Annotated in this window: 23 protein-coding genes and 2 pseudogenes; 11 read left to right on the forward strand and 14 right to left on the reverse strand. The window is 59.8% G+C overall.

Features of this window, described 5'->3' with window-relative positions:
• Position 1 precedes the first annotated feature (1 nt).
• The 5 genes from ABIE33_RS29280 to ABIE33_RS29300 all read left to right on the forward strand — a co-directional run bounded on the left by ABIE33_RS29280 (position 2) and on the right by ABIE33_RS29300 (position 4564).
• Positions 2-664 (forward strand): LuxR C-terminal-related transcriptional regulator, encoded by a 663-nt coding sequence (locus ABIE33_RS29280; RefSeq protein ID WP_429131599.1) that lies wholly within the window; start codon positions 2-4, stop codon positions 662-664.
• A 343-nt stretch (positions 665-1007) separates the two neighbouring features.
• Positions 1008-1349: a helix-turn-helix domain-containing protein gene (locus ABIE33_RS29285; RefSeq protein ID WP_429131601.1), complete on the forward strand. Its 342-nt coding sequence runs from the start codon at positions 1008-1010 to the stop codon at positions 1347-1349.
• 139 nt (positions 1350-1488) lie between these two features.
• Positions 1489-1680, forward strand: coding sequence for a hypothetical protein (locus ABIE33_RS29290; RefSeq protein WP_429131603.1), 192 nt, complete (start codon positions 1489-1491; stop codon positions 1678-1680).
• A 326-nt stretch (positions 1681-2006) separates the two neighbouring features.
• Positions 2007-2876 (forward strand): DMT family transporter, encoded by an 870-nt coding sequence (locus tag ABIE33_RS29295; RefSeq protein WP_429131694.1) that lies wholly within the window; start codon positions 2007-2009, stop codon positions 2874-2876.
• Between the two features lie 332 nt (positions 2877-3208).
• A complete protein-coding gene (locus tag ABIE33_RS29300) occupies positions 3209-4564 on the forward strand; it encodes an adenylate/guanylate cyclase domain-containing protein (RefSeq protein ID WP_429131695.1) in 1356 nt (451 codons plus the stop codon).
• 555 nt (positions 4565-5119) lie between these two features.
• Here the strand turns inward: ABIE33_RS29300 and ABIE33_RS29305 are convergent.
• Both ABIE33_RS29305 and ABIE33_RS29310 read right to left on the reverse strand, forming a co-directional pair.
• Complete coding sequence (locus ABIE33_RS29305; protein WP_429131605.1) at positions 5120-8296, reverse strand: efflux RND transporter permease subunit; 3177 nt, start codon at positions 8294-8296, stop codon at positions 5120-5122.
• Positions 8293-9555 carry an efflux RND transporter periplasmic adaptor subunit gene (locus tag ABIE33_RS29310; protein ID WP_429131607.1) on the reverse strand — a complete coding sequence of 421 codons (1263 nt, stop codon included), beginning with the start codon at positions 9553-9555 and terminating at the stop codon, positions 8293-8295. The genes ABIE33_RS29305 and ABIE33_RS29310 overlap by 4 nt, the downstream gene beginning before the upstream one ends.
• 583 nt (positions 9556-10138) lie before the next feature.
• On the opposite strand from ABIE33_RS29310, the gene ABIE33_RS29315 reads away from it, so the two are divergent.
• Together ABIE33_RS29315 and ABIE33_RS29320 are read left to right on the forward strand one after the other, a co-directional pair.
• Positions 10139-10405: a glutaredoxin family protein gene (locus ABIE33_RS29315; RefSeq protein ID WP_429131608.1), complete on the forward strand. Its 267-nt coding sequence runs from the start codon at positions 10139-10141 to the stop codon at positions 10403-10405.
• 13 nt (positions 10406-10418) lie between these two features.
• Positions 10419-11450 carry a 2Fe-2S iron-sulfur cluster-binding protein gene (locus ABIE33_RS29320; protein WP_429131610.1) on the forward strand — a complete coding sequence of 344 codons (1032 nt, stop codon included), beginning with the start codon at positions 10419-10421 and terminating at the stop codon, positions 11448-11450.
• A 217-nt stretch (positions 11451-11667) separates the two neighbouring features.
• On the opposite strand, the gene ABIE33_RS29325 is transcribed toward ABIE33_RS29320, so the two are convergent.
• On the reverse strand, positions 11668-13347 hold the full coding sequence (locus ABIE33_RS29325; protein WP_429131611.1) for a SulP family inorganic anion transporter: 1680 nt from the start codon (positions 13345-13347) through the stop codon (positions 11668-11670).
• A gap of 256 nt (positions 13348-13603) precedes the next feature.
• On the opposite strand from ABIE33_RS29325, the gene ABIE33_RS29330 reads away from it, so the two are divergent.
• The 3 genes from ABIE33_RS29330 (at position 13604) to ABIE33_RS29340 (ending at position 16875) form a co-directional block, all read left to right on the forward strand.
• A complete protein-coding gene (locus ABIE33_RS29330; protein WP_429131613.1) occupies positions 13604-14062 on the forward strand; it encodes a (2Fe-2S)-binding protein in 459 nt (152 codons plus the stop codon).
• 4 nt (positions 14063-14066) lie between these two features.
• Positions 14067-16220 carry a molybdopterin cofactor-binding domain-containing protein gene (locus ABIE33_RS29335; protein ID WP_429131614.1) on the forward strand — a complete coding sequence of 718 codons (2154 nt, stop codon included), beginning with the start codon at positions 14067-14069 and terminating at the stop codon, positions 16218-16220.
• 76 nt (positions 16221-16296) lie between these two features.
• The gene (locus ABIE33_RS29340; RefSeq protein ID WP_429131697.1) at positions 16297-16875 is read left to right on the forward strand and encodes an Isoquinoline 1-oxidoreductase subunit; all 579 of its coding nucleotides are present in this window, start codon (positions 16297-16299) and stop codon (positions 16873-16875) included.
• Positions 16876-16955: 80 nt separating this feature from the next.
• Here ABIE33_RS29340 and ABIE33_RS29345 read toward each other — a convergent pair.
• The 5 genes and pseudogenes from ABIE33_RS29345 to ABIE33_RS29365 form a co-directional block, all read right to left on the reverse strand.
• Positions 16956-17086, reverse strand: a pseudogene (locus ABIE33_RS29345) (LysR family transcriptional regulator); the annotation flags it as partial.
• A gap of 266 nt (positions 17087-17352) precedes the next feature.
• The gene (locus ABIE33_RS29350; protein WP_429131616.1) at positions 17353-18066 is read right to left on the reverse strand and encodes a hypothetical protein; all 714 of its coding nucleotides are present in this window, start codon (positions 18064-18066) and stop codon (positions 17353-17355) included.
• 186 nt (positions 18067-18252) lie between these two features.
• Complete coding sequence (locus tag ABIE33_RS29355; RefSeq protein WP_429131618.1) at positions 18253-18762, reverse strand: GTP-binding protein; 510 nt, start codon at positions 18760-18762, stop codon at positions 18253-18255.
• A 333-nt stretch (positions 18763-19095) separates the two neighbouring features.
• On the reverse strand, positions 19096-19662 hold the full coding sequence (locus ABIE33_RS29360; RefSeq protein ID WP_429131621.1) for an OmpA family protein: 567 nt from the start codon (positions 19660-19662) through the stop codon (positions 19096-19098).
• A gap of 32 nt (positions 19663-19694) precedes the next feature.
• Entirely contained in the window at positions 19695-20195 is a 501-nt protein-coding gene (locus tag ABIE33_RS29365) for a hypothetical protein (RefSeq protein WP_429131623.1), read from the reverse strand.
• A gap of 272 nt (positions 20196-20467) precedes the next feature.
• On the opposite strand from ABIE33_RS29365, the gene ABIE33_RS29370 reads away from it, so the two are divergent.
• Complete coding sequence (locus ABIE33_RS29370; protein ID WP_429131698.1) at positions 20468-20731, forward strand: helix-turn-helix transcriptional regulator; 264 nt, start codon at positions 20468-20470, stop codon at positions 20729-20731.
• A gap of 80 nt (positions 20732-20811) precedes the next feature.
• Here the strand turns inward: ABIE33_RS29370 and ABIE33_RS29375 are convergent.
• From ABIE33_RS29375 to ABIE33_RS29400, 6 genes and pseudogenes are all read right to left on the reverse strand, one after another.
• A pseudogene (locus ABIE33_RS29375) lies at positions 20812-21003 on the reverse strand (DUF2721 domain-containing protein); the annotation flags it as partial.
• Positions 21004-21243: 240 nt separating this feature from the next.
• A complete protein-coding gene (locus tag ABIE33_RS29380; protein ID WP_429131625.1) occupies positions 21244-22641 on the reverse strand; it encodes an amidohydrolase family protein in 1398 nt (465 codons plus the stop codon).
• A 278-nt stretch (positions 22642-22919) separates the two neighbouring features.
• On the reverse strand, positions 22920-23654 hold the full coding sequence (locus ABIE33_RS29385; RefSeq protein ID WP_429131700.1) for an aspartate/glutamate racemase family protein: 735 nt from the start codon (positions 23652-23654) through the stop codon (positions 22920-22922).
• Complete coding sequence (locus ABIE33_RS29390; RefSeq protein ID WP_429131626.1) at positions 23654-24310, reverse strand: flavin reductase family protein; 657 nt, start codon at positions 24308-24310, stop codon at positions 23654-23656. Before ABIE33_RS29390 ends, ABIE33_RS29385 begins: the two co-directional genes overlap by 1 nt.
• A 706-nt stretch (positions 24311-25016) precedes the next feature.
• A complete protein-coding gene (locus ABIE33_RS29395; RefSeq protein WP_429131627.1) occupies positions 25017-25235 on the reverse strand; it encodes an FCD domain-containing protein in 219 nt (72 codons plus the stop codon).
• Complete coding sequence (locus ABIE33_RS29400; protein WP_429131629.1) at positions 25232-25726, reverse strand: GntR family transcriptional regulator; 495 nt, start codon at positions 25724-25726, stop codon at positions 25232-25234. The genes ABIE33_RS29395 and ABIE33_RS29400 overlap by 4 nt, the downstream gene beginning before the upstream one ends.
• Positions 25727-25761 lie beyond the last annotated feature (35 nt).

Raw genomic sequence — 25761 nt, forward strand, 5'->3', positions numbered from 1 at the left:
TATGAGATCAATTACGCTGGCTCTTGCCGATGATCATCCGTTGATGCTCGCGGGTCTCGTAGACCTGTTTAGACCCAAGGAAGAGTTTGAAGTCGTTGCGACTGGGTCCACCGCGGATGAAGTACTTGAGATCGGGCTTGAAACGTACCCCGATGTTTTCATCGTCGACATTATGATGCCGGGCAACATCTTCAATACTATCCTGGAACTGGTGAAACGCGGCTGCAGGACGAGATTCCTGGCATTCAGCGCGATGTCGAAATCTGACATCGCAATCAATGCTCTCAAGGCCGGTGCCAGCGGCTACGTCGTCAAGGGGACCAGTCCACAGGAACTCATTGATGCGGTTAAGGCCGTTCAACGAGGTGAGATTTTCATAAGTCGGGATCTCGCCTGCAAGTTGATCGAACACCACAGAATGGCGTCACTTCGTGTCGCAGCCGGGCCACCCATCAAGTTCAGCCTTAGGGAAGGCCAAATCATCGCGATGCTGACGCGGGGATGTACCAACCGCCAGATCGCGGTCGAACTGAAGATTAGCGAAAAAACCGTTAAGAATCATATGACTGCACTTATGCAAAAGTTAAATGTCCGCAATCGCCTCGAAGTCCTGATTGCGACTCAGAAACTTGATCAAGACGAAATGCCCGCTCCGCGCCACTGAAGGTTATTTCTCACAAAGCCTTGCCTGATCTGATACGCCCAGCCCGCCATGGGAAACTCAATTAAACGTTGTATTTTGAAGCATTTCTGAGGCGCCATTTCCCTGCATCTATCCAATTGGTTCATCCGATCCGGAAAAGGCGCTACGCTCGCCGATTCCGCGCACTGGGCGACGGATCTCACTCCGCCCTACCGCTATTGATGAGTACCCAGTTAGAGCAACTCGCCACAAGTCGCACACTGCGGCCGGTCGTTTGACCGTTGTACCGCAAACGGACGGATTGCAGAGAATTGTGCGCAACAGCACGCTCGATCCAGACATAAGTCGCTGGAGGTGCAGTGCCATGCCAACACCCGTCGACACAACAGCCGCGCTTGCGGAAGAACTTGGCGAACGCCTCCGGGTCGTGCGGCTTGATCGCCGGTTCTCTCGGGATAGGCTTGCCACCGCGCTTGGCATCACGCTCCACCAGGTCCAGAAGTACGAAGATGGCAGGAGCACGATTTCCGTGCCGATGCTTGTGCTTATTTGCGAAGTCCTCGGCGCTCACCCAATGGAGTTCATCGGTACGATGGTCGAGGCTCGCGTGACCGTTTGCAAGACACCGGATGTCGCCCAAGAGCGTCTACTCGTGGCCCAGCGAAAACTCGAGGAGATCTGTAGGGAGATCGCCGCAGGGGTGTGATCGGTGGTGTCGCCGGCCTCCTCACCGCCGGGCCATCACCCAGCGGCGACGCCGGTCCCGGCTGCGGTGAAATGCAGAATTGGCTCATACAGGGAACTCGCCTCCCCCTACCGGCGTTATCAAAGCCGGAGGAACGGTCATGTCTAAACATATCGTCGATGAAAAGCTGAGCACGCAGCCGCCCAAACCTGTGTTCGACGTCGTCGAGCATTGCGTCCGCCACAGCATAAGCAGCAAGGATCAGGGCAAGCTCCTTTCCCTCTTGGGGAAGTTCGCCAGCAGACATGAGCTCGAAACCAACGCCCCGCCCAAACGACCGCGCTTCCGGTAACCCAACTGCTGTGCAGTTCGTCTGACGAGTGTGAAAAGTGGCCGTGCGAACCAATGCGCTAGAAGGCGCTGGAAGGCGCTGTCATGCCAATGAGCCGCCAACCACCCAACCTCTTTTTATCGATTGATGCAGGGACCGATGTGGTGCGTGAGAAGCCCTGCATGACTCCATCTTCGAAGGAGAACTCCGAAACCATTCCCGCGCTCGGGCTTTGGAATGATATCAGACATCTTCCGCGGGATCGGCACATGGCGGTTTGCATCGGACCTTCACCCGATGACTATGCTATTCAGGATCGTCAACGATTCTGTCCGAGTGTATGTGTGATGACCTCCAAGACCCGCGGCTACCTCTTCGCTTTTCTGGCGATCTGCATTTTCGCGGCCCAGGACGCCATCACCAAATACCTTGGTGACCGTTATCCGGCGCTTTTCATAACCATGATACGGTTCTGGGCGTTCGCGCTCTTCGTACTCTGTTTCGCCGCGTCGTCACCGGGCGGGATTCGCCGTGCCATTCAGACGCGCCGTCCCTGGTTACAGATTGTCCGCGGACTTTTGCTGGTGGCGGAAATCGTCATCATCGTCTTTTCCTATGTTCATGCCGGGCTCGCCATGAGCCAGTCGATCTTCCAGGCAACGCCGTTGATCATCACCGTGCTATCAATTCCTCTCCTCGGAGAAGCGGTTGGATGGCGGCGTGGTAGCGCAGTACTGGTTGGTCTGATTGGCGTTCTGGTGATCATAAATCCAGTCGACGTTCACTTCGACATGTCGCTCCTTCTGCCGCTCGCGGCATCCGTGCTGTTTGCGCTCTACAGCATCGCCACACGCGCGGTCAGTCATGAGGATTCGGCGGTGACCAGCCTCTTTTATGCCGGCGTCGTCGGAGCTGTCGCGATTTCGCTGATCGGCCCCTTCTATTGGACCGAAGTCCAGCGCTTCGACTGGTTTGCGCTTGCGGCGCTTTGCGTCTGCGGTACGCTGAGCCATTACTTCCTGATCAGGGCTTACGGGCTGCTTCCGGCCGCAGAGGTTCAACCAGTCACCTATTTTCAGCTGGTTCTCAATGTCATTGTCGCCGTGATGTTGTTCGGCGAGAATTTAACGCACAACATGATCGTAGGTGCCCTCATTGTCGTCGGCGCGGGCTTGTTCACCATCTGGCGAGAACATCAATTGACGATGCGGTCGTAGGCAAGATCGTGGGGCGCCATCCGCGGGCGGGTAGGCTGGCCATCAGGCATGCGAGCCTTGACAAGGCGGTCAACGAGCCGATGTTTCGACCGGGCGGCCGTTCTCCGGGCCTCGGATGAGGTCATTGGTCGAACTGCCGGATATGGCAGCTCGATGTCGGGATCCTTGCGGCCGATGCACGCTTGGACGCGGGCCCTCACGGCAGCAAGCTCTTGACCTTACCATCGTTGGAAGGCCCACAAGGATCACTTTGTCCTTCATGGTGCCTGGAGCAAGCGGGCTCGGCTGACCGTGAGGGACTCCGAAACGTACCCGCATGTCCAGAGGAAAACATGAGATCTTCACTCAGCGCTGACTGGGACTTCGAGCGGGAAATCCGTTCAATCCTCCTGCGGTTCGTCGCCTTCGCCATCCTTCTCGCCAATCTCTTTCTGGGCGGGGACGCAGGGGTTGAAGGGACCCATTTCGCCGTCATTATTTGCTATCTGGTTATCAGCATCGCATCTGTCATGGGTGCCCGCTTCCTGCCCGGACGATCCTGGCTGAAAACGCTTTTCGTGGTTCTTGACGCGCTCCTGGTCGCGTTGATCCTCTATGCCCATATCCTTGGCGGCCCGGTCACCGAGAACCACAATGTTACGACGACCAGCCTTGTCGTCGCTTTCATTCTCCTCAATCATGTTGGCCTGAAGCTTGACCGTCGGCTGGTCCTCGTCTTTTCAGGCATCGTCCTTTTTGCCTGGATCGGCATGCTCGCGGTTACCGCGGCCAGGCATCACACGGCCGACGCGGTTTCGTTTATTGCTTACTTTTTCAATCAAGATCTTGGTCTGACGGTGAGCTATGGCTTCACCGCCTTTGCAATCTATCTGCTCGCCAAGGATCACGATAAAACGCGGAAGGAGGCTCTGCTGGCAGACAGGCGACGCCTCAATCTGTCCCGGTTCTTCTCGCCGCTTGTCGTCGCCGATCTTCAGGAAGGAAGTTCGGCTCTCGAACTCGAACGGCGCAATGCCGTGATCATGTTCGTCGATCTGCGTGACTTCACCAGTTTTGCAGAGACAGCACCCGCTCGTGAACTGGCAACGGTTCTGGCACAATACCGTCATCTCGTTTCGGGGATCATTTTCGACCATGGCGGAACCGTCGACAAGTTCATCGGTGATGGCGTCATGGCCGTATTCGGCCAACCCACGGCAATGAAGGATGACGCGGATCGTGCGCTCGCTTGCGCTCTCGACCTGGTCGACGCGTTGAGTGACTGGAAGCAACAGAATTTGGTTGACGGGTATCCGGCCCTAAGCGCTGGCATAGGGTTGCACTATGGCTCCGTCGTCGGTGGCGTCCTGGACAGCGGATGCCATAGCGAATTCACAGTCATAGGGGATGCGGTGAATGTCGCCCAGCGACTTGAGGCCCTTACGAAGACCCTGAGTTCACCGCTTGTTGTCTCATCTGCGCTGGTCAAACAATTGCGCAAGCCTGCGCCATCTGCACTTTGGACGGTACAGAATGACGTGGTGCTCGCTGGCCGGCGGTTGCCGATTGATATCTGGTATCTGCAGCATGAAGCGGATGGCAGTATCACTTCGGACGAAGCCGGCGAGCCAGGCGGCGCTAAGACACCGCCCCAAAGGTCGTCCCTCCAATCCTCGCCGTTTGCAGCGCCAGACGTCGGGATCGGATGATCCATCGCTCGGCGGAATCTCCGCCTTTATCAACGCCTTATGTTTGCCCGCATCCCTGTAAAATCGGCGCTTGCCTCATACTATTGGGCCAGTGCCGACGTCGTCGTCATACTCCATGCGTGCGGCACCGCCATTGGTGGAGAAGCCGAGGCTGACGATCTTAGCGTCCTTCAAACAGACTGTATGGATATCGATCCGGCGAGCCAATGGGAGCGCTCTTGCTCCGGCCCCAGAAAGTCGCCGCGTCTTCCAAGACGGTGACACCGACACCGGATCGCACCAGCGAACCTCGTCGGCATCAAAGTCGGCGATCCAGCTCCAGCAACGATGAAGCTGCGCTCCGCGCTGGAACGGAATCCAGGGATGCCATAGTTTCCCTCCCCCCGTACCAGCATCAGTCGTCACCGTGTGCTCGATCGTGACGCGCCCCAAGGTTGCATTGAAGAACGGCCGTCCCGTGCCGGCGATGGCGACCGCGAATGGGCTGGTCTTCAGGCATGTCAGGCTGAAAGGGGGCGGTGGCCGCCCCCTTTCAGCCTCGCGACACCGAACCCCCTAGGTGGGCGTTTCCAGGGCGGTGTCGGAGCTCCTTCGCTGCTCGCGGCTGATCGCCATGCGGCGCACGACGACGTAGAACACCGGAGTGAGCACGAGCCCGAACAATGTAACGCCGAGCATGCCTGCGAAGACTGCGATGCCCATGACGTGGCGCATCTCGGCACCAGCTCCCGTCGCGATCACGAGCGGCACGACACCGGCGATGAAGGCGAGTGAGGTCATCAGGATCGGCCGCAGGCGAAGCCGGGCTGCTTCGAGCACGGCGTTTAGGGGAACGATGCCTTCGTCTTCCTTTGCTCTGGCGAACTCGACGATCAGGATGGCGTTCTTGGCAGCGAGACCCACGAGTACGACGAAGCCGATCTGCGTGAAGATGTTGTTGTCGCCCCCGGTAAACCAGACGCCTGCGATCGCAGAAAGCAACGCCATCGGAGCGATGAGCAACACAGCGAACGGCAATGACCAGCTGTTGTACTGCGCCGCGAGAATCAGAAACGCGAGCAGAACAGACAATGGGAAGACGTACAGAGCCGTGTTCCCGGCTTGCTTCTCCTGATAGGCGAGTTCGGTCCACTCGAAAGCCATGCCGGGTGGCAACGTTTCCGATGCGACCCGTTCTATGGCTGCGGTCGCTTGCCCGAACGAGTATCCGGGCGCCGGGCTACCGCTGATATCGGCCGATGGGAACCCGTTATAATGCATGATGCGATCCGGCCCCGAACTGTGTTTGATGGTCAGCAGGGCCGACAACGGAATCATGTCGCCCGCCGCGTTACGCACCTTCAGTCGGCCGATGTCCTCCGGCTGCATGCGGAATGGCGCGTCAGCCTGGACCATCACGCGATAGGTGCGGCCAAAGCGATTGAAGTCGTTCGCATAGAGCGAGCCAAGGTTGACCTGCAACGTCTCGAAGATCGCGTTGAGCGGCACTCCCTGCGACTTGGCCTTCACCCGGTCGATGTCCACCTGCACCTGTGGGGCATTCACCTGGAAGCTCGCGAGCATGCCAGCCAGCTCAGGCGTTTGCATTGCTTTGCCCATGATCGCGCCCTGCGCTTGCGCTAGTGCCTCGAAGCCAAGCCCTGCCCGATCCTCGATCTGGATCTTGAAGCCGCCGGTCGAACCGAGGCCCGGAACAGGTGGTGGCGGGAAGATGCCGGCAAAACCATCGGGTATCTGGCTGAACTTGCCCATCAGGCGACCCGCTATGGCGAAGGCGGACAAGGAGGGATCCTTGCGCTGGTCAAAGGGCTTGAGCATCGTAAAGATCACGGCGGCGTTCGGAATATTGATCATGCCGTTGACCGAAAGACCCGGAAACGCAACGACGCTTTCAACGCCCGGTTCGGCAAGCGCTATCTCCGACATCGTCTTGACGACCGCCTCGGTCCGATCGAGCGAGGCTCCGGTCGGAAGCTGGGCGATGCCGACAAGGTAATATTTGTCCTGGGCCGGCACGAACCCGTTGGGCACAGTCTGGAAACCCATCCAGGTCATTCCGACCAAACCGGCGTAGACGAGCAAGACGAGCGCGCTGAGCCTCACGGCGCGGCGCACCGACCAGACATAGGCGTTCGAAGCCCTGTCGAAGAAGCGGTTGAACAATCGGAAGAACCACCCGAACAGGGTGTCGATTATGATCGTCAGCCGGTCGCGCTTCACGTCGCCGTGGTGCGGCTTCAGGAGCACGCCTGCGAGCGCAGGAGAAAGCGTGAGAGAGTTGACCGCCGACAGGATCGTCGAGATTGCGATCGTGAGCGCGAACTGCCTATAGAATTCCCCTTGCAGGCCGGACAGGAATGCCGAGGGAATGAACACGGCCGACAGCACCGAAGTAATGGCAATAATCGGCCCGGTCACTTCGTCCATGGCCTTGCGCGCCGCCTCCGTCGGCGTTTCGCCCAGCCCGATGTGACGCTCTACGTTCTCGACGACCACGATGGCGTCATCGACCACGATCCCGATCGACAGTACGAGCCCGAACAGCGACAGCGTGTTCAGCGAGAAGCCGAACATGTACATAAAGGCGAATGTGCCGACCAACGATACCGGCACGGCAACCAGCGGGATGATCGAGGCGCGCCAGGTCTGAAGGAAGAGCACGACCACGATCACGACCAGCGCAGTGGCTTCAAGCAGTGTCATCACCACGGCTTCCAGAGAAGACTTGACGAAGACGGTAGGGTCGTAGGCGATGCGATACTCTATACCCTCGGGAAAACCTTTCTGTAGTTCTTCCATGGTGCCGCGAATGGCGCTCGACACGTCAAGCGCATTGGCGCCGGGGCTTTGGATGATCTGCAACGCCAGCGCCGGCTTGCCGTCAAGAAGACTGCGCAACGCGTAGGAGTCCGCACCAAGTTCGATACGGGCAACGTCCCGCAGGCGGGTGATCTGACCGGCGCCGCCCGTCTTGACGACGATGTCGCCGAACTGCTCCTCGTTCGAAAGCCTGCCAAGGGTGTTGACCGTGACCTGGAGTGCCGCCGAGGCGTCCGGCTGCTGGCCGACCGAGCCGGCGGCCACCTGGACGTTCTGCTCCTGGATTGCCGCCACCACGTCGGAAGCGGTCAGACCGCGCGCCGCCACCTTGGCCGGATCGAGCCAGATCCGCATCGAGTATTCGCCAGCACCCCAGACCAGTACGTCCCCCACACCGGACAGGCGCGCAAGCTGGTCGCGCACCTGCAAAGTGGCGAAGTTCGACAGATAGAGAGGATCGTAGCGGTCGTCTGGCGAGACGAGATGCACGACCATCAGGATGTCGGGCGAGGTCTTCTGCGTCACGACGCCGATGCGCTGCACTTCCTGCGGCAGACGCGGAAGCGCGCGGGAGACGCGGTTTTGTACCTGGATCTGCGCCATGTCGGGATCGGTGCCCTGCTGAAAGGTCACCGTCAGCGTCATGCGTCCGTCCGTCGCGGCCTGTGAGCTCATATAGAGCATGTTCTCGACGCCGTTGATCACCTGTTCCAGCGGTGCGGCAACCGTTTCGGCGATCACCTCGGGATTGGCGCCCGGATAACTTGCGGTGACCTGCACCGTTGGCGGGGTCACCTGGGGATACTCGCTCAACGGCAGCTTCAGGAGCGTCAGGCCACCGGCGATCAGCATCAAGACAGAGAGAACGACCGCGAAGATCGGGCGATCGACGAAGAAACGCGGGATGTTCATCGACGCGCCTCCTGCGTTTCGGCCGTTGCCCGGTCGCCATCTCCCGCGTGGCCGGGGAGCATCGAAATCATCTGCGGATCCACTTGCATGCCGGGACGAACGAGCCCCTTGATAATGATCTTCTCGCCCGGCTTGAGGCCGGTCGAGACAACGCGCAAACCATCTATCATCGGTCCGAGTTCAACCGGGCGGTATTCGGCCTTGTTCTCAGGCCCGAGCGCCAGCACATAGCGGCGGCCCTGATCGATACCGATCGCCTGATCGTCGATGAGCACGGAATTTGCCGGCTCCGCGGTAACCAGGTTCACTCGCGCGAAGAGGCCAGGCGCTAGCCGACCATCGGGGTTCTGAACGACAGCTCGGGCTCGGATAGTGCCGGTGCCGCGGTCGACCCGGTTTCCGAGGAAGTCGAGGACGCCCGTATGCGGGAACCCGGCATCGGTCATAAGACCGACCTGCACGGGCAGTTTCTGGGTCGCATTTTCGCTCTTGTCGGGACGGGCGCGCGCAACGAAATCGAGAAAGGTGGCCTCGTCTATATCGAAATAGACGTAGACGGGGTCAGTCGAGACAATCGTGGTGAGAAGCGTGGCGGCTCCCGCATTGCCGCCGGCAACCAGGTTGCCCTCGGTAACGAGCACCCGATCGACGCGCCCACCAATCGGGGCCGTGACGCGCGTGAACGACAGATCGAGATCTGCGGCGGCCACGGCTGCCTTGGCGATTTCGACCTGCGCCTGGCGCTGGCGGCGTGTGGCCTGAGCATCGTCATAGGTCTTGCGCGACACTGTGCCGTTCGGAGCCAACGATTCAGCGCGCCCGAAAGCGATGTCGGCGTGATCGAGCAGAACGGCCGCTTGCTCCAACTGAGCCCTGGCGGCATCCAGGGCGACCTGGAATGGTCTGGGGTCGATCAGGAACAGGAGTTGGCCCGGGCGCACGAGACCGCCTTCGGGAACACTTACGACGTCGATGGCCCCGCCGACACGCGGGCGCAGGTCAATGGACTTTGCCGCTTCGAGGTGGCCAGTAAACTCGACCGAAGGCGCGACTTCGCGCGTGACGACTTCGGCGACCGGCACCTGGGGCGCAGGCATTCCCTCTCCTCCGGCCGCGACTGCTTCGGAGGCAGCGGTCGACGAAGCAAGCGCAAGGAGGCTGCTGGCATAAGACCCCGCCTCGTCCCGATAAACAAATGCCATGGCGCCACCGACAATGGCGACGCAGATTAGGACCCGTGTGGCGGCTTTTTTACTCATTCCCGTTCACCTTCATTTGCGCACGCTCCCGACCTGCGGGAGGCGGCGGCTATAGATTCTTGACGAAGGTGCGGTTTCCAACGATGGAAAGGTCAAGGCCTGCAGAAAACTCTTTCCAAAGGGTCACGGATGCAAGTCATCAGGCCCTGATACGACCGCCTGCAGGCATATTTCACCGATGTATTTTTTTGAATGAAAGGCAATCGTCTTCGTCTGAATTCCGTGGCTCGGCCGTGATATGACGTGCTCGGGCAGAGTGAAAAGCGGCCGGCCACACCAGACCGCCGGCTTCCTGGCGATGTCCTTCGCTGTCGCCTTGCTGCGGTGGTCACGCGACTGAACCAGTATCAGGTGAGCGAAGTTGGCGTCAGCGTTTCAGCAGGGACGCCGCCTCCCAACCCCGCGTTCTGACGGTGGGTGACCGGCCAAAATCCCTAGTCCGGAAAAATAATCGAAATGCAAAACACCCCTTGACCTTACAAGCGCTGGAAGCCGCAGCCTGACGGCAATGTTCCTCCGTCCGCCCCCTCAGGCGCGATCGGCTGCGAGCGAAATCATGTCGAATTCAGAGAAAGGCCAGACCATGACCGAAGCCAGCGCACCACACATCCTCATCTACACGACGCCGACCTGCCCGGACTGCCATGCGCTCAAGCGTTGGCTCTCCCAGCGGGGGATGGCCTACGAAGAACGCGATCTCACCGACCCACGGATCGCCGAGGAGGCAAAGGCGCGCACGGGTGTACGGGTGGCGCCCATCACGATCATCAACAACGAGGTTTTCTACGGCACGTTCGAAAGCCAGAAACCGGCGCTGACAGCAGCGTTTCGTCTGGCGAAAGACACTTGAGGGGCCCTTTGATATGACAGCCAAACTCGTCGATATCCGGCCGGTCGGGACCAGCCTTGAAGTTCAAGTCGGACAGACCATCCTTGACGCGGCGCTCGCCGCTGGAATTGCTTATCCCCATGGCTGCAAGTCCGGGCGCTGCGGCGCCTGCAAGTCTCGACTGATCGGCGGAGAGGTGGAACTGTTCCAGCATTCGCCCTTCGCTCTCACCGATGAAGAGAAAGCCGATGGCCTTATCCTTGCATGCCGGGCGCTTCCGCTAACGGCTACGGCCGTGGCATGGCTTGGCAGCGACGACGGAGATGCCGTCCACCCGCCGCGACGACTTGTCGGCATCGTGACCAACCTCGATGACCTCACCCACGACATCAAGCTCGTCCGGATTGCGACGCAGGACGGACCTCACTTGCGGTTTGCTGCGGGACAATTTGCGCAGGTCAGCTTTGATGGGGTGCCTGCCCGCAGCTACTCCATGGCAAATCGGCCTGGCGATGCCGGCCTCGAGTTCCACATTCGCCGCGTTCCGGGTGGGGTCACCTCGCAACACGTGCACAACAGGCTGAAGCCCGGCGACAAGGCAACGCTCGAATTTCCGCTGGGGTCGTCCTACCTGCGCCAGCACCATTCCGGCTCGATCCTGTGTGTCGCAGGCGGCTCCGGGCTGGCACCGATCAAGGCGATCGTGGAAACCGCTCTCGCCCACGGCATCACGCATCCGATTCATGTCTACTTCGGCGTCCGGGGCGAACGCGACCTCTACCTGGTCGAGCACTTCCACGCACTTGCCAAACGGCATCGCAATCTCAGCTTCACACCGGTTCTGTCTGACGCACAATCCACACAGTATCGAACGGGTTTCGTGACGCGGGCCGTGGAAAAGGATCTTTCGGACCTGGGCGGCTGGAAGGCCTATGTCGCCGGCCCGCCCTCGATGGTCGACGCTGCGATGGAGATAACGTTTGCACGCGGATTGCGCCAAGACGACATGCACGCCGATGTGTTCTTTACCCCGGAAGTGCAGCCCGTGCCGGTTACAGACGGGTAACGGTTGATTTCCATTGAGAGCTGACCCGGCGTTTTCGCCGAGAATTGACCCGCCTATTAAGTAGGTTTCGGGTCTGGGGTGGTGGTCAAGGTTCCTGTTTCCTCCTTCGAGGTTTTGGCTTCATGCGCTGAGCTGTTCTTGAAATCGGAGGCTGTCGTTTCCGGTTTCAAGGATGTCGCACCGTGATTTTTCCATAAAGTCTGCTTTCGCAGGCCTTCTAGGCTGCGGTCTTGGCGTTGCCAGCTTCGAAAGCGGAAATCGCGTCCTCCAGATCATCGAAGATCATGCCGTTGCCGATCTTGTCGATGACGCCCGAACGCAGCAAGGTTTCTCCAGGCTCGCTGTGGAGTTCGACAACGCCAAACTTCAAGCCGCGCCTCTCGACGAAATCACGCAGATCATCCAGCATCGCCGCTGCCGTGCTGTCGATCTGTGCCGTCGCGCCGGCGTCAAAGATGAACCATCGCGTATCGGCAGGCAGGTCCTCGACGATCTCTTCCACGCGACTGCGCACATGCTCGGCGTTGAAGAACAACAGGCTGCCTTGCAGGAGATAGACGGCAACGCCGGGGATCGGTCTTACGTCCTTGTAGCGATGCAGCTTGTAGAAGCCTTCGCGCCCGGGAATGCGGCCAAGAAGGGCATCGCGCGGCTTCAGCCCCTTCATCAGGATGTAGAGCAAAGTCGCTCCGATAGCGAAAATCACGCCATGCAGCACTCCAAGGGTCAACACGCCGGCGATGCTGATAAGGGCGAAGACGAATTCGATCGGGCTGATGCGCCACAATTCTCGCAGAGCGCGCAGGTCGATAAGGCCGATGGCTGCTGAGGCAAGGATAGCGCCGAGCGCGGGCGTCGGCAGCAAGGACAGAGCGCCGGTGAGAAATAGTACCGTCAATGCCAGCGCGATAGCCGAGAAAATACCAGCCAGTTGAGTCTTTCCGCCCATGGAATCGTTTATGGCTGTGCGCGAATCCGATGCCGTTACCGCAAAGCCCCCAAACAACCCGGAGGCAATGTTTGCCGCACCGAAGCCCAGCAGCTCTCGGTTGGCGTCGACCGGATATTTGTTCTTCGCACCGAAGCTGCGAGCCGTCACGATGCCCGCGCCGAAACTGACGATCAGCACGGCGACAGCGCCCAAGAAGAGATCGCCGATCGAGACCCCGGTAGTGATAGGTAGCATCGGCATTGGCAGGCGTGAGGGGATCTCCCCGACCACACGAATACCCGCGCCGGAAAAATTGAAGGCGGACGACATGGCCGTTGCAACCGCCACCGCCACCAGAGGCCCGGGAATGCCAGGGCGCCAGGCGTTGAGCAGACGCAGGAGGACGAAAAGGCCAACACCGAGGGTGAGTGACGGCCAATGGATCTGGTCGGCCTTGTCCAATAGCTCCGTGATCGGCCGCAGCACGCCTTCGCTTTCGATCTTCACACCCGTCAGGCGTCCGAGCTGGCCTATCAGGATCGATAGAGAGATGCCGGTCATGAAGCCCGTCAGGATCGGCCGCGATAAGAAGTTTGCGATAAAGCCCAGCCGTAAGGCATTGGCGGCAAAGCACAGCCCGCCGACGATGACGGCGATTGCTGCGGTCGCGACGAGCCGATCTTCTGTGGTCGGAAGATTGAACGACAATAGCACGGCGGCCAGCACCGTAACCGTTCCGGCGTCTGGACCGACGATAAGTTGTCGTGAAGATCCGAGGAGCGCGTAACCCAGAAGCGGCAAGATGCTGGAATAAAGGCCCACTTCTGGCGGGAGCCCGGCAATTGCCGGGTAGGCGATGGCGCTCGGCAGCCCGACCGCTGCAATCGCCAGACCCGACGTCAGATCATAGCGAAGCCATTCGGCGCGGTATTCTCTCAAACTCGCGATCAACGGCAAGGTCGGCATGGCTCAATTATACCTCATGACCGGATCTTCGCCATCGCTGATGGTAGCATCTCCTCCAGCAACCATCGGAAGGGACCCGGTGCAGCGCGCAACCCGCCGATCATCATGTCACAGGCAATTGATTTGATCGACCGGCACCTGTTCGATTGACTGCCTTCATCGCCTATTTCGCCCAGTCCCTTTCTATCGCCGACTGGTGCCATAAGTCTTTGGTTGTGAGCCTGCCCCAGCGGCTCCGTGAGAAGGATGCATGGACATGGTGACTTTCACGCTCAATGGCAAAAACCGAACGTTCGACGGCGACCCTGACACGCCTCTCCTTTGGGTGATCCGGGATTTCGAGAAGCTGACGGGCACAAAATATGGCTGCGGCATCGCCCAATGCGGCGCCTGTACGGTGCATCTGGACGGCATGCCGCGGCGCTCCTGCATCACACCGATTGCCACGATAGATGGCTCCGACGTGGTGACGATCGAAGGCATTGCCGGCAAGGAAGCCACAGCTGTCCAGACCGCATGGGCGGGGCTGGATGTGCCGCAATGCGGCTACTGTCAGTCCGGCCAGATCATGTCGGCGGTGGCGCTGCTGCAGATGGTGCCCAAGCCGACAGACGATGAGATCGATGGCGCCATGACCGGCAATCTCTGTCGGTGCGCCACCTATCATCGCATTCGAGCGGCGATTCACAACGCTGCCAATTCGATGGAGGGCTGAGGCAGTGACGATCCATGACATCAAAACCAGCCGTCGTGGCTTCCTGGCCGGCACGGGCCTCATTATTGGCGTTGCGATCGCGCCGAAATTCCTCAAAGCGGCACAAACCGGGGTGCCGGCCGGCGGAAGCGGCGAACTGCGGCCGCTGAGCGCCTTCGTCAAGATCGGTACGGATGACACCGTCACGGTGCTTTCCAAGCACATCGAGTTCGGCCAGGGGCCATTCACCGGCCTTGCTACCCTGGTCGCCGAAGAACTCGATGCGGACTGGAGCCAGATGCGCGCCGTCCACTCGCCGACCGACAACAAGATCTACGCCAATCTCGCTTTCGGCCTGCAGGGCACCGGCGGGTCGAGCTCGATTGCCAACGCCTATGAGCAGATGCGCAAAGCCGGCGCCACCGCGAGGGCCATGCTCGTTGCTGCGGCTGCCGAGGAATGGAACGTGCCGGCGGCCGAAATCACCGTCGACAAGGGCCGCGTCAGGCATGTAGCGTCCGGAAAGGAGAGCGGCTTCGGCGCGCTGGCGGACAGGGCCGCACGGCAAACTCCGCCCGCAGATCCGAAGCTCAAGGATCCGAAGGACTTCGTGTTGATCGGAACCGACCTGCCGAAGCTCGATACCCAGGGCAAGATCAACGGCACGGCGATTTTCACACTCGATATTACGCCGGACAATCTGCTGGTTGCCGTGGTCGCCCATCCCAAGCATTTCGGCGCCACCGTGAAAACCTTCGATGACAGCGAGGCGCGCAAGGTCATGGGCGTGGTCGAGGTCAAACAGATCCCCCAGGGTGTCGCGGTCTACGCGGACAACACCTTCGCGGCACTGAAGGGCCGCGACGCGCTCAAGGTCGAATGGGATCTTGCCAAGGCGGAAACCCGCTCATCGCAGGAGCTAGTTGCCGAATACGTCAGGCATTTTGACGAGCCGGGCCTCGAGGCGACGAATACCGGAAATGTCGACGAGGCCTTCAGGCAAGATGGCCTTCAGACGATCGAGGCGGAAATTGTTTTCCCGTTTCTCGCACACGCACCGATGGAGCCGCTCGATGCGGTTTTCATCAAGGCCGCCGATGGCTCCGTCGACATTTACAACGGCGCGCAATTTCCGGGCTTCGACCAGCAGGTGGCGGCCAAGATTCTCGGCCTCGACGAAAAGAAGGTCCGCGTGAATACCCAGCTTGCCGGCGGCAGCTTCGGCCGCAAGGCGCAATTCGGCTCGCCTTACATGCAGGAGGCGGCAATGACCTATGCCGCAATCGGCGGCGACCGACCGCTCAAGCACATGTGGACGCGGGAGGACGACATCCAGGGTGGCTTCTACCGGCCTATGTATGCCCATAGGATGCGTGGGGCGATCGATGCCGAGGGCCGCATCACGGCCTGGGAGCAGATCATCGTCGGACAGTCGATCATGGCGAAGGCGGACTTGGATTCGACATCGGTGGAGGGCGCGTCCAACCTCCCTTACCAGGTCCCCAACCTCAAGGTCACGTCACACAACATCGTGCTTCCGATCCCGCCGCTGTGGTGGCGCTCGGTCGGCCACACCCATACCGGCTTTGCGGTCGAAACCTTTGTCGACGAATTGCTGACCCGCGTCGGTCGGGACCCGGTCGAAGGACGGCTTGCACTGCTCGAGAAGGGGTCGCGTCACGCCGGCGTCCTGCGCAAGGCAGCGGAAATGGCGGACTGGGGATCAACACCTCCTGACGGGCGCGCGCGCGGTGTCGCCGTCGTCGAAAGCTTCGGTTCGTTCGTCGGCCAAGTCGTGGAAGTTTCCGTCGGCTCCGACGGTGCCCCCCGCGTCCATAAAGTCTGGTGTGCGGTCGACTGCGGGATCGCGGTCAATCCCAACATCATCAAGGCCCAGATGGAGGGCGGTATCGGCTATGGGCTGGGCGCCGTGCTGTTCGACGCGATCACCTTGGGCAAAGGCGGACGGATCGTGCAGTCGAATTTCCACGACTACCGCTCGATTCGCATCAATGAAATGCCCGATGTAGCAGTGGAGATAATCAAATCTGCGGCGAGCCCGACCGGCGTCGGCGAGCCCGGCGTGCCCCCAATAGGCCCGGCGGTTGCCAATGCATGGCGAAAGCTGACCAACGCCCCAGTGCGGCAGCTTCCCATTGTCAGTCTCATTTCATCGTGAGGGAAATCGTCAGATGAAAATCAAGCTCCTGTTTGCAGGCGTAGCAGTACAATGTCTTATCGTCGGGGCGGGCGTGATGCTCGCCCCGGCGTCCGTGGCCCAGAACGCCAACGCACTACGCTCCGCGGAGTCTTTTCAGTCGATTTCCGACAAGCGCGCGCGCTCGATCGCCCTTTTCGAAGAAGCCGGAAAGGTCATCCAGCATCCGCGATGCGTCAACTGTCATCCGGCAACGGAGCGTCCACTGCAAGGGATGTCGATGCATCCGCATCAACCACCGGTGTTCCGCGGTGAGGGCGGCATGGGCTTCGTGGGCATGCAGTGCAACACCTGCCACAGTGAGAAAAACACGCCAGTCATCGGCCAGGCGGACACACTGAAGAGCATTCCTGGCAATCCCGCTTGGCATCTCGCTCCGATCGAAATGGCCTGGGAGGGCAAGACGCTTGGCCAGATCTGTGAGCAACTCAAGGACCCGGCTCGTAACGGCGACAAGACCATGGCTGAAATGGTGGAACACATGGCGCATGACGACCTGGTCGGATGGGGCTGGCACCCCGGCGATGGCCGCGAACCAGTGCCGGGCACACAGGAAGAGTTCGGAAAAATCATTCAAGCTTGGGTGGATGCTGGTGCTGTTTGTCCGTCTGGCTGAAGGTCGACCTTCGAATGCGAGGCTTTTCAGGGGATGATCCGGCAGTTCGACCGTGCGGCCCGGCGGTGGGACTACACCACGCCCAGTTCCTTCTCCAAAAACTGGATCTGACAGCCGAGCCCGGCTGGGTGGTATACACCCGTGCTGCCGCCCGACCGAAATGTAGTTCCCCGGCAGCCACAACGAAATGGCTCGGCTGGCGAAGTTCCATGCGGACCCCGAATTGCTCCGTGCGCATGCTGCTAGATCTCTTGCACGAGTGAGACGCCGCCGCCTACTGCATGTTTCCTTACATCGTAGCCGATTTAAGGATAAAAACATGCAGCAATTCAAAGTGCTACAGCGACCTTGCGCGTCTGATAAGACGCGCAGCTGTAGGCATGTACGCCCAGGCCGCGCCATTGTTGGAAGGCGTTTTCTCTCCTGGCCACCAAGGGAAACGACACTCCGGGGCTCAAGTTTCATTCCGAGTTTCGCTCAGCCTGCAGGTCGCGACAATCGGAGTAGATATTCACGGCCGTTGAATGGATCGATACCGGAACGCCTGCGCGAACGCTGCGGGTCGGCTGCCGGGGCATAGTGGTGGAAGGAGGTTTCCATCGTCCCCATGCCACTTGTCAATTCTGGCAATTGCTGCTGAATGCCTTGAACCCTCTCGGAGGCGACATGCCCTTCCAGCCGCGCTACGCCATCGGCCACAATCGATTCCTTGGTGACAGCGCCCGACTTGGCAAGCAGAGTCAGCAAGCCACCCAAAGCCTCCGAAGGTGCTTCGAGGTCAAATTGGTCGATCGGCTCACAGACGATGGTTTTTGCCGTTGATAAGGCCGTTGCGAGGACCCACGGCGCCAACTGCCGAAAGTCTGCAGCAGTGCTCGACGGGGAACTGTGCCGAGCAGCGGTCATGGCGACGTGGCAATCAATGACTTGCCAGCCGAAGATGCCCTGTTTGAGCGTCTCGAATACGGTTTCCTCGACTGCCCGGTAGAAGCTTGCCGGCATCTGGCCAACATCCACTTCCAGCGCGAAGCTGTTGCCCGCCCCTTCCGGTCGCGGTTCGACGCGCAAGCCAATGGTCGCCAGGAAGGGGTTCGGCTCCTTGAAGATGATCTGAAGGCCCGTCCCGGTTCCCGCGAGCCTCTCGGCGCAGATGACAGTACTATCCTCAAACCTCCTTCTGCACCTCGCCATAGAGAGACACAAAGATGTCGTTCGTGTCCTCGTTCTTGCGCAGGTCAATCAGCGGGTCCTGTTCGGCCAACTGGTTTACCGCCAGCCAGAGCGCCGCACTCTCGGAAGGACGCTGCGGTTGAACGCCGGATTCCAACGTTGGAGGCGCAAAATGGTGCGGGACGCCTGCGAGGCGGTTGGTGCCTACTACGTCGCCGATGCGGGCGCTGGTAAGGCCGCTGACCCGAGCAATCTGACCTGCCCTGAAGCTGGTTGCGCTGTGAATTTTGCCGGCGTCGAAAAGCTGGATTCCGGTGACCCTTGCCGGCCCCTGAGGCAGATCGAGATATTCCCGCAGCCGGACCGCCGCAACGCTCGCACCAGCACTCGCGTCTGCGCTTGCACGCCTTCGACTGCAGAAACAACGACAACGGCAGCGTCCAGCAGCCCAAGCACGCGCTCGACCTCGGCGATGAAGTCGGGGTGACCGGGCGTATCGATGAGGTTCACCGCCGTGTCGCCGATCGTGAAAGAAACTACGGCAGCCCGGATCGTGATGCCACGCTGCCGCTCCAGCGCGAGGCTATCTGTCTGTGTATTGCCTGCATCGACGCTGCCTAGCTTGTCGATGGCACCAGCGTCAAAAAGGAGTCGTTCAGTAAGGCTAGTTTTGCCTGCATCCACATGGGCCAGGATGCCCAGATTTAACGTGCGCATGAATCCTCAACTTCTCAGAAATTCGGACGTGATTTTCGTGAGAAGGGACTCGGCGCATTGGGGCCTCTAAGAGCTGATGGCTGGGGTTTTGCACGCCTCTGCTGGTTTGCAGAGCCGCCAGCAAACATAAAAGCCGTATCTGAATACATGTCAAGAACCGCCATGCCTCCCCGGGAATGGGCGAAACACTCTACCAGGGCGATGTCGGTTAGGCGCAATACGTCACCGTTCGGACAGCATCGGCCGGCCGGGCCAACAGGAGCGCCATAGCGGACGCAAGCCGGCCCTAAGTAGCCGGCGTGCATCAGTTCATCGGCCCGCAGATTCCATTTTCTACTGCTTCGGAAAAACGAACTCGACGCGTCGGTTTAGAGCACGTCCTTGGGGATTGTCCGCTCCGTTTTTTTGCGTATTGGGTTCGATCGGACGGCTATCGCCTAGCGCCTTGACCGATAGCCGCGCTTTGTCTGCTCCATGTTTCACAAGCCATTGCACGACGGCCTTGGCTCGCTGAAGGGACAGTTCCTTGTTGTATTGAGCCGAACCCTTGGAATCGGTATGACCCTCGATAATGATCGTGCTGGCGGGGACGGATGCGATGAGACGCGCGATATCCATGAGTGTCGGTTCGGCAGCCGATTGGATGTCGGCCTTGTCGAAATCGAACAGCACATCGCCGGTCATGGACACCCTGACGGTCGTCGCATCTTGTCGTACGGAAAGACCACCGTGCTGAGCGGTAAGCCCATCGGCTTTCGCCGACAGATCAAACACGGCACTATTCAAATCGGAGGGTAGCCCCTTCAAATCAAGAACCGTAGCCTTAAGATCGCGTATCTCGCGATGGTAAGGAGGCACCTGCGCATAAGAACCGCTCGCCGCTATCATGATCACGGCCATCGCAAGGGAACACTTCGCTGCACCAGCCATGGCTATCGGTCGGTAATTTTGATTGCGTCGAGTGTCTCGACGCCCGGGATCGTCAGTGACACCTCGGTGACGTCCTTTGGCGGAGCGGGGAATCTGCCATGCCAGGAGCCCGCGATCGGTGAATCCTTGTTGGCTTTGACGACCAGGTTTGGATTTGTCAGCGGCTTATCATTGCTGTCCGTGAGCAGCAGGTATTTCTTGTTGCCGGCAAGAACGTAGAAACTGTTTTCATATGCATCCTTACTAATAGAATCGTAGATTCGTTCCAGCTTGCTCGTGGCGAGCGGCTTGAAGCGGAGCTTGATCGTTAAGACATCTCCAGTGCGGACGGCCTCAACTACCTGGGCTTCGGCGGCCCCGCCATCGGTCAAGCCAGTGGCCAAAGGCTTCACGGAAGTGGCCTCGGCTTGAGTTTGAGCGAATGCCGTTTGAGCCATTCCAGCGGTTGCTAGAAACGCACTAACGGCACAGATGGTCGCGGCAATTCTGGACACTTTTACCATATCAATCCTCTATTTTTCAAAATTGCAGGCTGTGCGTACGAATCACAAAACAACCTCCAATAGCGTGTTCGCATGGGAGCAATGTGGCGACGTCTTAAAATTCCCACATTCTCACCCGTTTCCATTCGCTGCAGAGGCGAGAGCTTGCCTTCTTCGCTTCAGGGCCCATTGTCACCATTGAGGATTTAGCGCGAGACCGGCCAGGCGGCGCTCCACGGGATCTGCTCGAGGTAATCGTGGAGCAGGTGCGGGTCCAAGTTCTTACCGGCAGCGTGTCGATCGATAGTGCCGCGCAAACGCTGGACACCAGCGTCCGCACGCTGCAACGTGAGCTGGATCGCGCTGGCACCGATTTCCGCGGGTTGGCGAGCGCGGCAAGGGTTCAGCGAGCCACTGAATTGCTGCGACACACGAACGGCTCGATCACGCGCGTGTCGGCAGAGTTGGGATATTCGTCTCCAGCCAATTTCGCCCGAGCATTCCGAAAGGCAACTGGCAACGGGCCGCGGGAGTTTCGCTCGAATATGTCGCGTTAAAGGTACGCCCAGTTGACCGTTCGGCAGCGTGACCGGCTACCAAGGTGAGAGGTACTTGGTCAGTCTTGCTCCATGGGAACTCAGTCCATTCGTATCTGCCGCAACAGGTTCCGTCCCGCGATCAGCAATTCAAACAAGAGAGCAACGAGCGATCCATGAGCGAAACTATGGCACCACCGAAAAACCTGAAGAGATTCTCCTGGCGCAGCCCCGATGGCAAGAGCGCCGGCAAGTAGATTCAAGATTGCGCCGCGCGTGCAAATGGCGGCCGGGAGCCGAAGGGCGCAGTGAATGTCGGTCCGCGATGGTGCCGCAGCCGTACAGATCGTCAACTGAAAGACTCGACTGTGCTTGTGTCGTGGACGGAAAGGGCTTCTTCGCGTTCATCGTTCGTGTGCGGTGCTGGATGGGATCTCGACAACGGCGACCTGCGTGTGCGGCCGCCGTTGGTACAATCAAGCCTATTGTAGCCGTTGCAGGAATGCGGGCGCGCTGGCAACGGCGGGTCGGCCTCAGGCTTTGCCGATACTGCCGAACACTAGACGCCCCTGGTGGAAGGTGGCGGTGCGCGCCGGTACGCGAGCCACCGCCTCCGCGGAGCAACTCGCGCCAACAAGCGTGAAAGCGGCGTCATCTCCGGCATTTGGCCAGGCGCGTTTGCCTGCATCATCCAATGGCAATACGCCGCCGGTGGCGATAGCCATGGCCCGCGACAAGTGGAACTCATCAGACCCGCGATAAAGCTGCGCGTAGAAGCAGGCCTTTTCGAGCATGTCGCCGCTGCCGAACGGTGACCAGTGATCAATGACGCTATCCGTTCCGGTCATCACGAAGACGCCCGCCTTGCTCAATTGTGGCAATGGCATCGTCAGAGCACCAAGCGGGACCGTCGAGGCGATCGTCATCTGATTTTCCGCCAGTCGGGAGGCCGTCTCCTCCAATGCTTCAGGGGTCAGTGTCGTCAGGGCAAAGGCATGGCTGATGGTCACCTTGCCGCGCAGCGCGGGATTCTTCTCCACGGTTTCGATCATGTAGTTGATCGCCGCCACCCCGGCCGGACTGGTTTCATGCAGGTGGATGTCCACGCCTTTTCCGGTATCGAGGGCGATCTGGAACATGGAGTCGAGTGACTTCTCCATCGCCCCATCGACGTTGGTCGGGTCCAGCCCGCCGACATAGTGCGCGCCCATCTGCATCGCTTCGCGCATCAAGGCGTCGACGTTGGAATGCAACAAACCGTGTTGTGGGAAGGCGACAATCTCGCAGACGAAATCGTCGCGGTGATTTTCCAGCGCGCGCTGCAGGTGTTCAAGACTTTTCAGGCCACTGACCGGATCGATGTTGCAATGGCTCCGTGCGACGGTGCTCCCCTTGGATTGAAGCAGCGCGATCAAGCCCTCGGCTCGCTGCTGCGAAGTGGGCAACAATTGGGGGATCAGCTTTTCTTCCAGCGCAATCATGTCCATGATGGCCTTGCCCTGGCGCGGTCGCGGCGCCTGCCAGGGACCGCCGTAAAAGGTCTTGTCCAAATGGATGTGCATGTCGCGCATGGCCGGCAGCAGCAGTTGGCCATGCGCCTGATAGCGCGGGACGCCGCCGGGCAGCGTTGCGTTCGCGGGATGAAGCGCGGCGATCTTGCCGTCCTTGATCTCAACGGTGTACAGCGCGGTGCGGGTGCCGATGACTGTGTCGCCGTCATACTCGAAACCTTCTTCCAGCCGCACGTCGGCCAACAGGTAGTGACGATCCGTCAGCTTGGTCGTTCTGGTCTCGGCAGCAGGCTCGGCCGTGTTCGCAGATGCCTCCTGAGCTAGCCCGCCAGGCAGCCCGACAACCGCGCAAGCGGTGGTCAGCTTCCCCGTTTGGCTGAGAAATGTCCGACGGCTTTGCGACAGTGCTTGTTCCAACATTGTTCCCTCATCGTGGGTTTGGATTTTGCGTCCGCCAGTTTACGGACGGAAACGCGGTTTGGCAGCGAGATTTGCCAATGACTATTCGATTTTGCACCGACAGCCGGTACGCGCCGCATCTTGCCGAGATAGGGGACGAGATGTGCTGCGGTTGCAGACTGCAAACGCGGGTGCGGCGTTCTACGAGAACCAACGCCACAGAGGGGGCGCCGTCGCGGCAGTGCAAAGTCAGTGAATTGATCCCTTCTTGGGAAATGGGCGTGAGACCTATCCGTTGATCAATGATGGGGGTGACAAGCCGATACGAAATCGCCGGACTTGTCGCGGGGATAAGCGTAGGCGCCGGCCTTCGAGGTCCGATAGCCACCACTTGCTAATGCCTCGGCAAGCTTGACGGCTGCCGCCACACCGTCGATGACGGGCACGCCGGTTTCGCGAGAAAGCCAATCGCACAATTCTGCCATGCCGGCGCACCCAAGGACGATGGCATCGACACCATCCTCGCGTATCGCAGCGCGCGCCTCATTGAGGAGTTTCGCGCGCGCCCCTGCCGGGTCGGCTTCGAGTGCCAGCACCGGCAGGTCGACCGAGCGCACACGGCGGCAGCGCGAGGCAGCGCCGTAGTGCGCCACAAGATCCTCAATCACCGGCACCGACCTCGGCAGCGTGGTGATCACCGCGAAGCGGGTCGCAACAGTCACTGCGACCTGCACCGCCGCCTGGCAGATACCGATGACGGGGCCGGAGGCAACCTCGCGCGCTGCGGCAAGGCCGGGATCATCAAAGCAGGCTATCACGTGCGCCGATGCGCCCCGCTTCTCGGCGGCACGGATTGCGGCCAGCATCGCAGGCACGGCCATCGCCTCGTCCGCGTAGCCTTCGATCGAGGCAGGCGCGTCCGTTGCGGTCTCCACCTCAATGACGGAGCCCTCCGATCGTGCTGCCTCGGCCGCACGTGCGATTTGGTCGGTCATTGAGGCCGTCGAATTCGGATTGATGACGTGTATGCGGATCATCGGGTGGCTCTCTCGGGCCTGGGGTTCACCTGTTCAAACTCGAAGCCCAGTAACTCTTCCGGCTTTTTAAGTTCGAATTGGCGATCTGAAGTGATGTAGTTGTCGGCATGCAGCCTTGCGATCGGCTGGTAGGTTTCGGGATTCACATAGCGCCCCTCGGCATCAAGGCACCGGTCCTGGATATGCATGTGCACGACTTTGCCGATGACGAGCACGCGCTTGGGATAGTCGAGGATACGGTCGACCTTGCATTCGAAGCTGCAGGGACTTTCGGCGATGCGGGCGACGTCGATCTGGTTACACGGCACCGGTGTCAAACTGGCGAAGTCCAGTTCATCCACTTCTGAAGCGAAGTTGACACTACAGACGATCATCGCCTCGGCGAGCGCCATATCGACCATGTTGACAACGAACTCGCCGGTCCGGCGGATGTTCGCGACGGTGTCCTTCTCATCACCATTGCCGCGGTTCTGGATGCCGAGCACAACCAAGGGCGGCTCGTGGGCGAATACGTTGAAGAAGCTCATTGGCGCCGCATTGTTGTGTCCGGCCGACGACCGGGTTCCAACAAGCGCGATGGGGCGCGGACCAATGAAATTGGTCAGCAATCGATAACGATCGGGAGGGGGTAGCGTAGTGAAATCGATGTCCATGCCCGGTTCTCCTCCATGTCTGTTCAACCGCTCATCACCGCGCCGCGAGGCACGGCGCGTCGACCGGCAGGGCGCATCACCGGCATTGGCCGCCTCGAAAGGCACTCTCCGGCCGCAAACCGCAGCCAACAACGCCGATGGTCCTCCCGGCGTGCAGCCGCAGCGCGGTAAACGTCCGGATACATCCTTCAGTAAGAAACGACAGGCCGCCAGCACAGCGGGAACGGGTGCGCCTGACATACTACCCTTCCGGCACCACCGAATCCCATTTCTGGTGTATATCGCATCCATTTTTATGTCAATATTGCATCCAATTTATGCATACAATAATGCCGATCAATTCAAGCGCGCCTGCGCCCCGTACCGGCATGAGCCGTCGGCGGAAAGGAATGTCGGGAAGAAATCTTAACTAATGGACTGATGCGAAAAAGATCTGCAACGAGGGCCAACCACCCATGGACGTTGCTCTATGCGAAGCGGGAAGCGATAGCGACAGACGGCACGCGCCGGAGTTTGCTTCACCTTTCGCCCAACTTGTCAGCCGTTAAGAGTATACGATTTATGCCTCATATTGTATTCTGTTACGAGGCATTCTCTGCGGGCAAGAGTCCTGACTTTCGCCGGTGCATGGAAAACGGGCGTTGACTTCCGGCAGGTCCTGCACGGAGAACCAGTGATCGCGCCGGTCACAAGGGGACAAAACGGTCTAAAGGCCCTCTTCTTTTGCGTAGGCGGCCAGGAGATCCGGCAGGTCGTTTTCCGAGTTGCTTTTGAGCAGAGCGCGCGTCGTGATGGCCCCAATGTGATGGTCCATCAATTCGCAAGCCTTTTCGCGATCGTTCCGTGCAAGTGCGGCAATCAACTCGCGGTGCTCCGACACGGCGCAATCGGAGGAATGAGGCCGGCCATAGAGCGACAAAATCATGGACGAGCGCGAGACGAGTTCGGTAAACGTATCGCGATAGGATCGCGTTCTCCGTCAGCTGTGCGAGCAGGACGTGGAACTCGCCGGCGAGTTGGATCGAGGCCGACGGATTGTTGAGCCTTGCCTTGTCTTCGGCGCGCTTCAAGCTGCTTGATCTTCGGGGCCGTCAGCCTGCTGATCAGGCTATCGACGACCAATGTCTCCAACGCGCGGCGGACAGCAAAGATATTGTGCCCGTCCTCCAGGCTGGGGTGGCTGACGCACGCTCCCTTGTTCGGCCGCAATTCGAACAAGCCCTCACCATTCAGTCGCGCCAGAACCTGCCGTACGATCGTGCGGCTAACGCCCAGCCGCTCGCCGATCGAATCCTCGGGAAGCTTCGTGCCCGCAGCGAACGCTTGGTCGAGGATGGCACGCTTCAAGATACGATAGACCGCATCTGACTTGGGGACCGCCGATTTTGGACTGCTGTCGCTGGGTTTGGGAGTCATGACTGTCCTCAAAAATAACCAAGCGTGCGATTGAT

This window comes from Ensifer sp. 4252 (genome assembly GCF_050434565.1).
In the GTDB taxonomy this organism is placed as follows: domain Bacteria; phylum Pseudomonadota; class Alphaproteobacteria; order Rhizobiales; family Rhizobiaceae; genus Ensifer.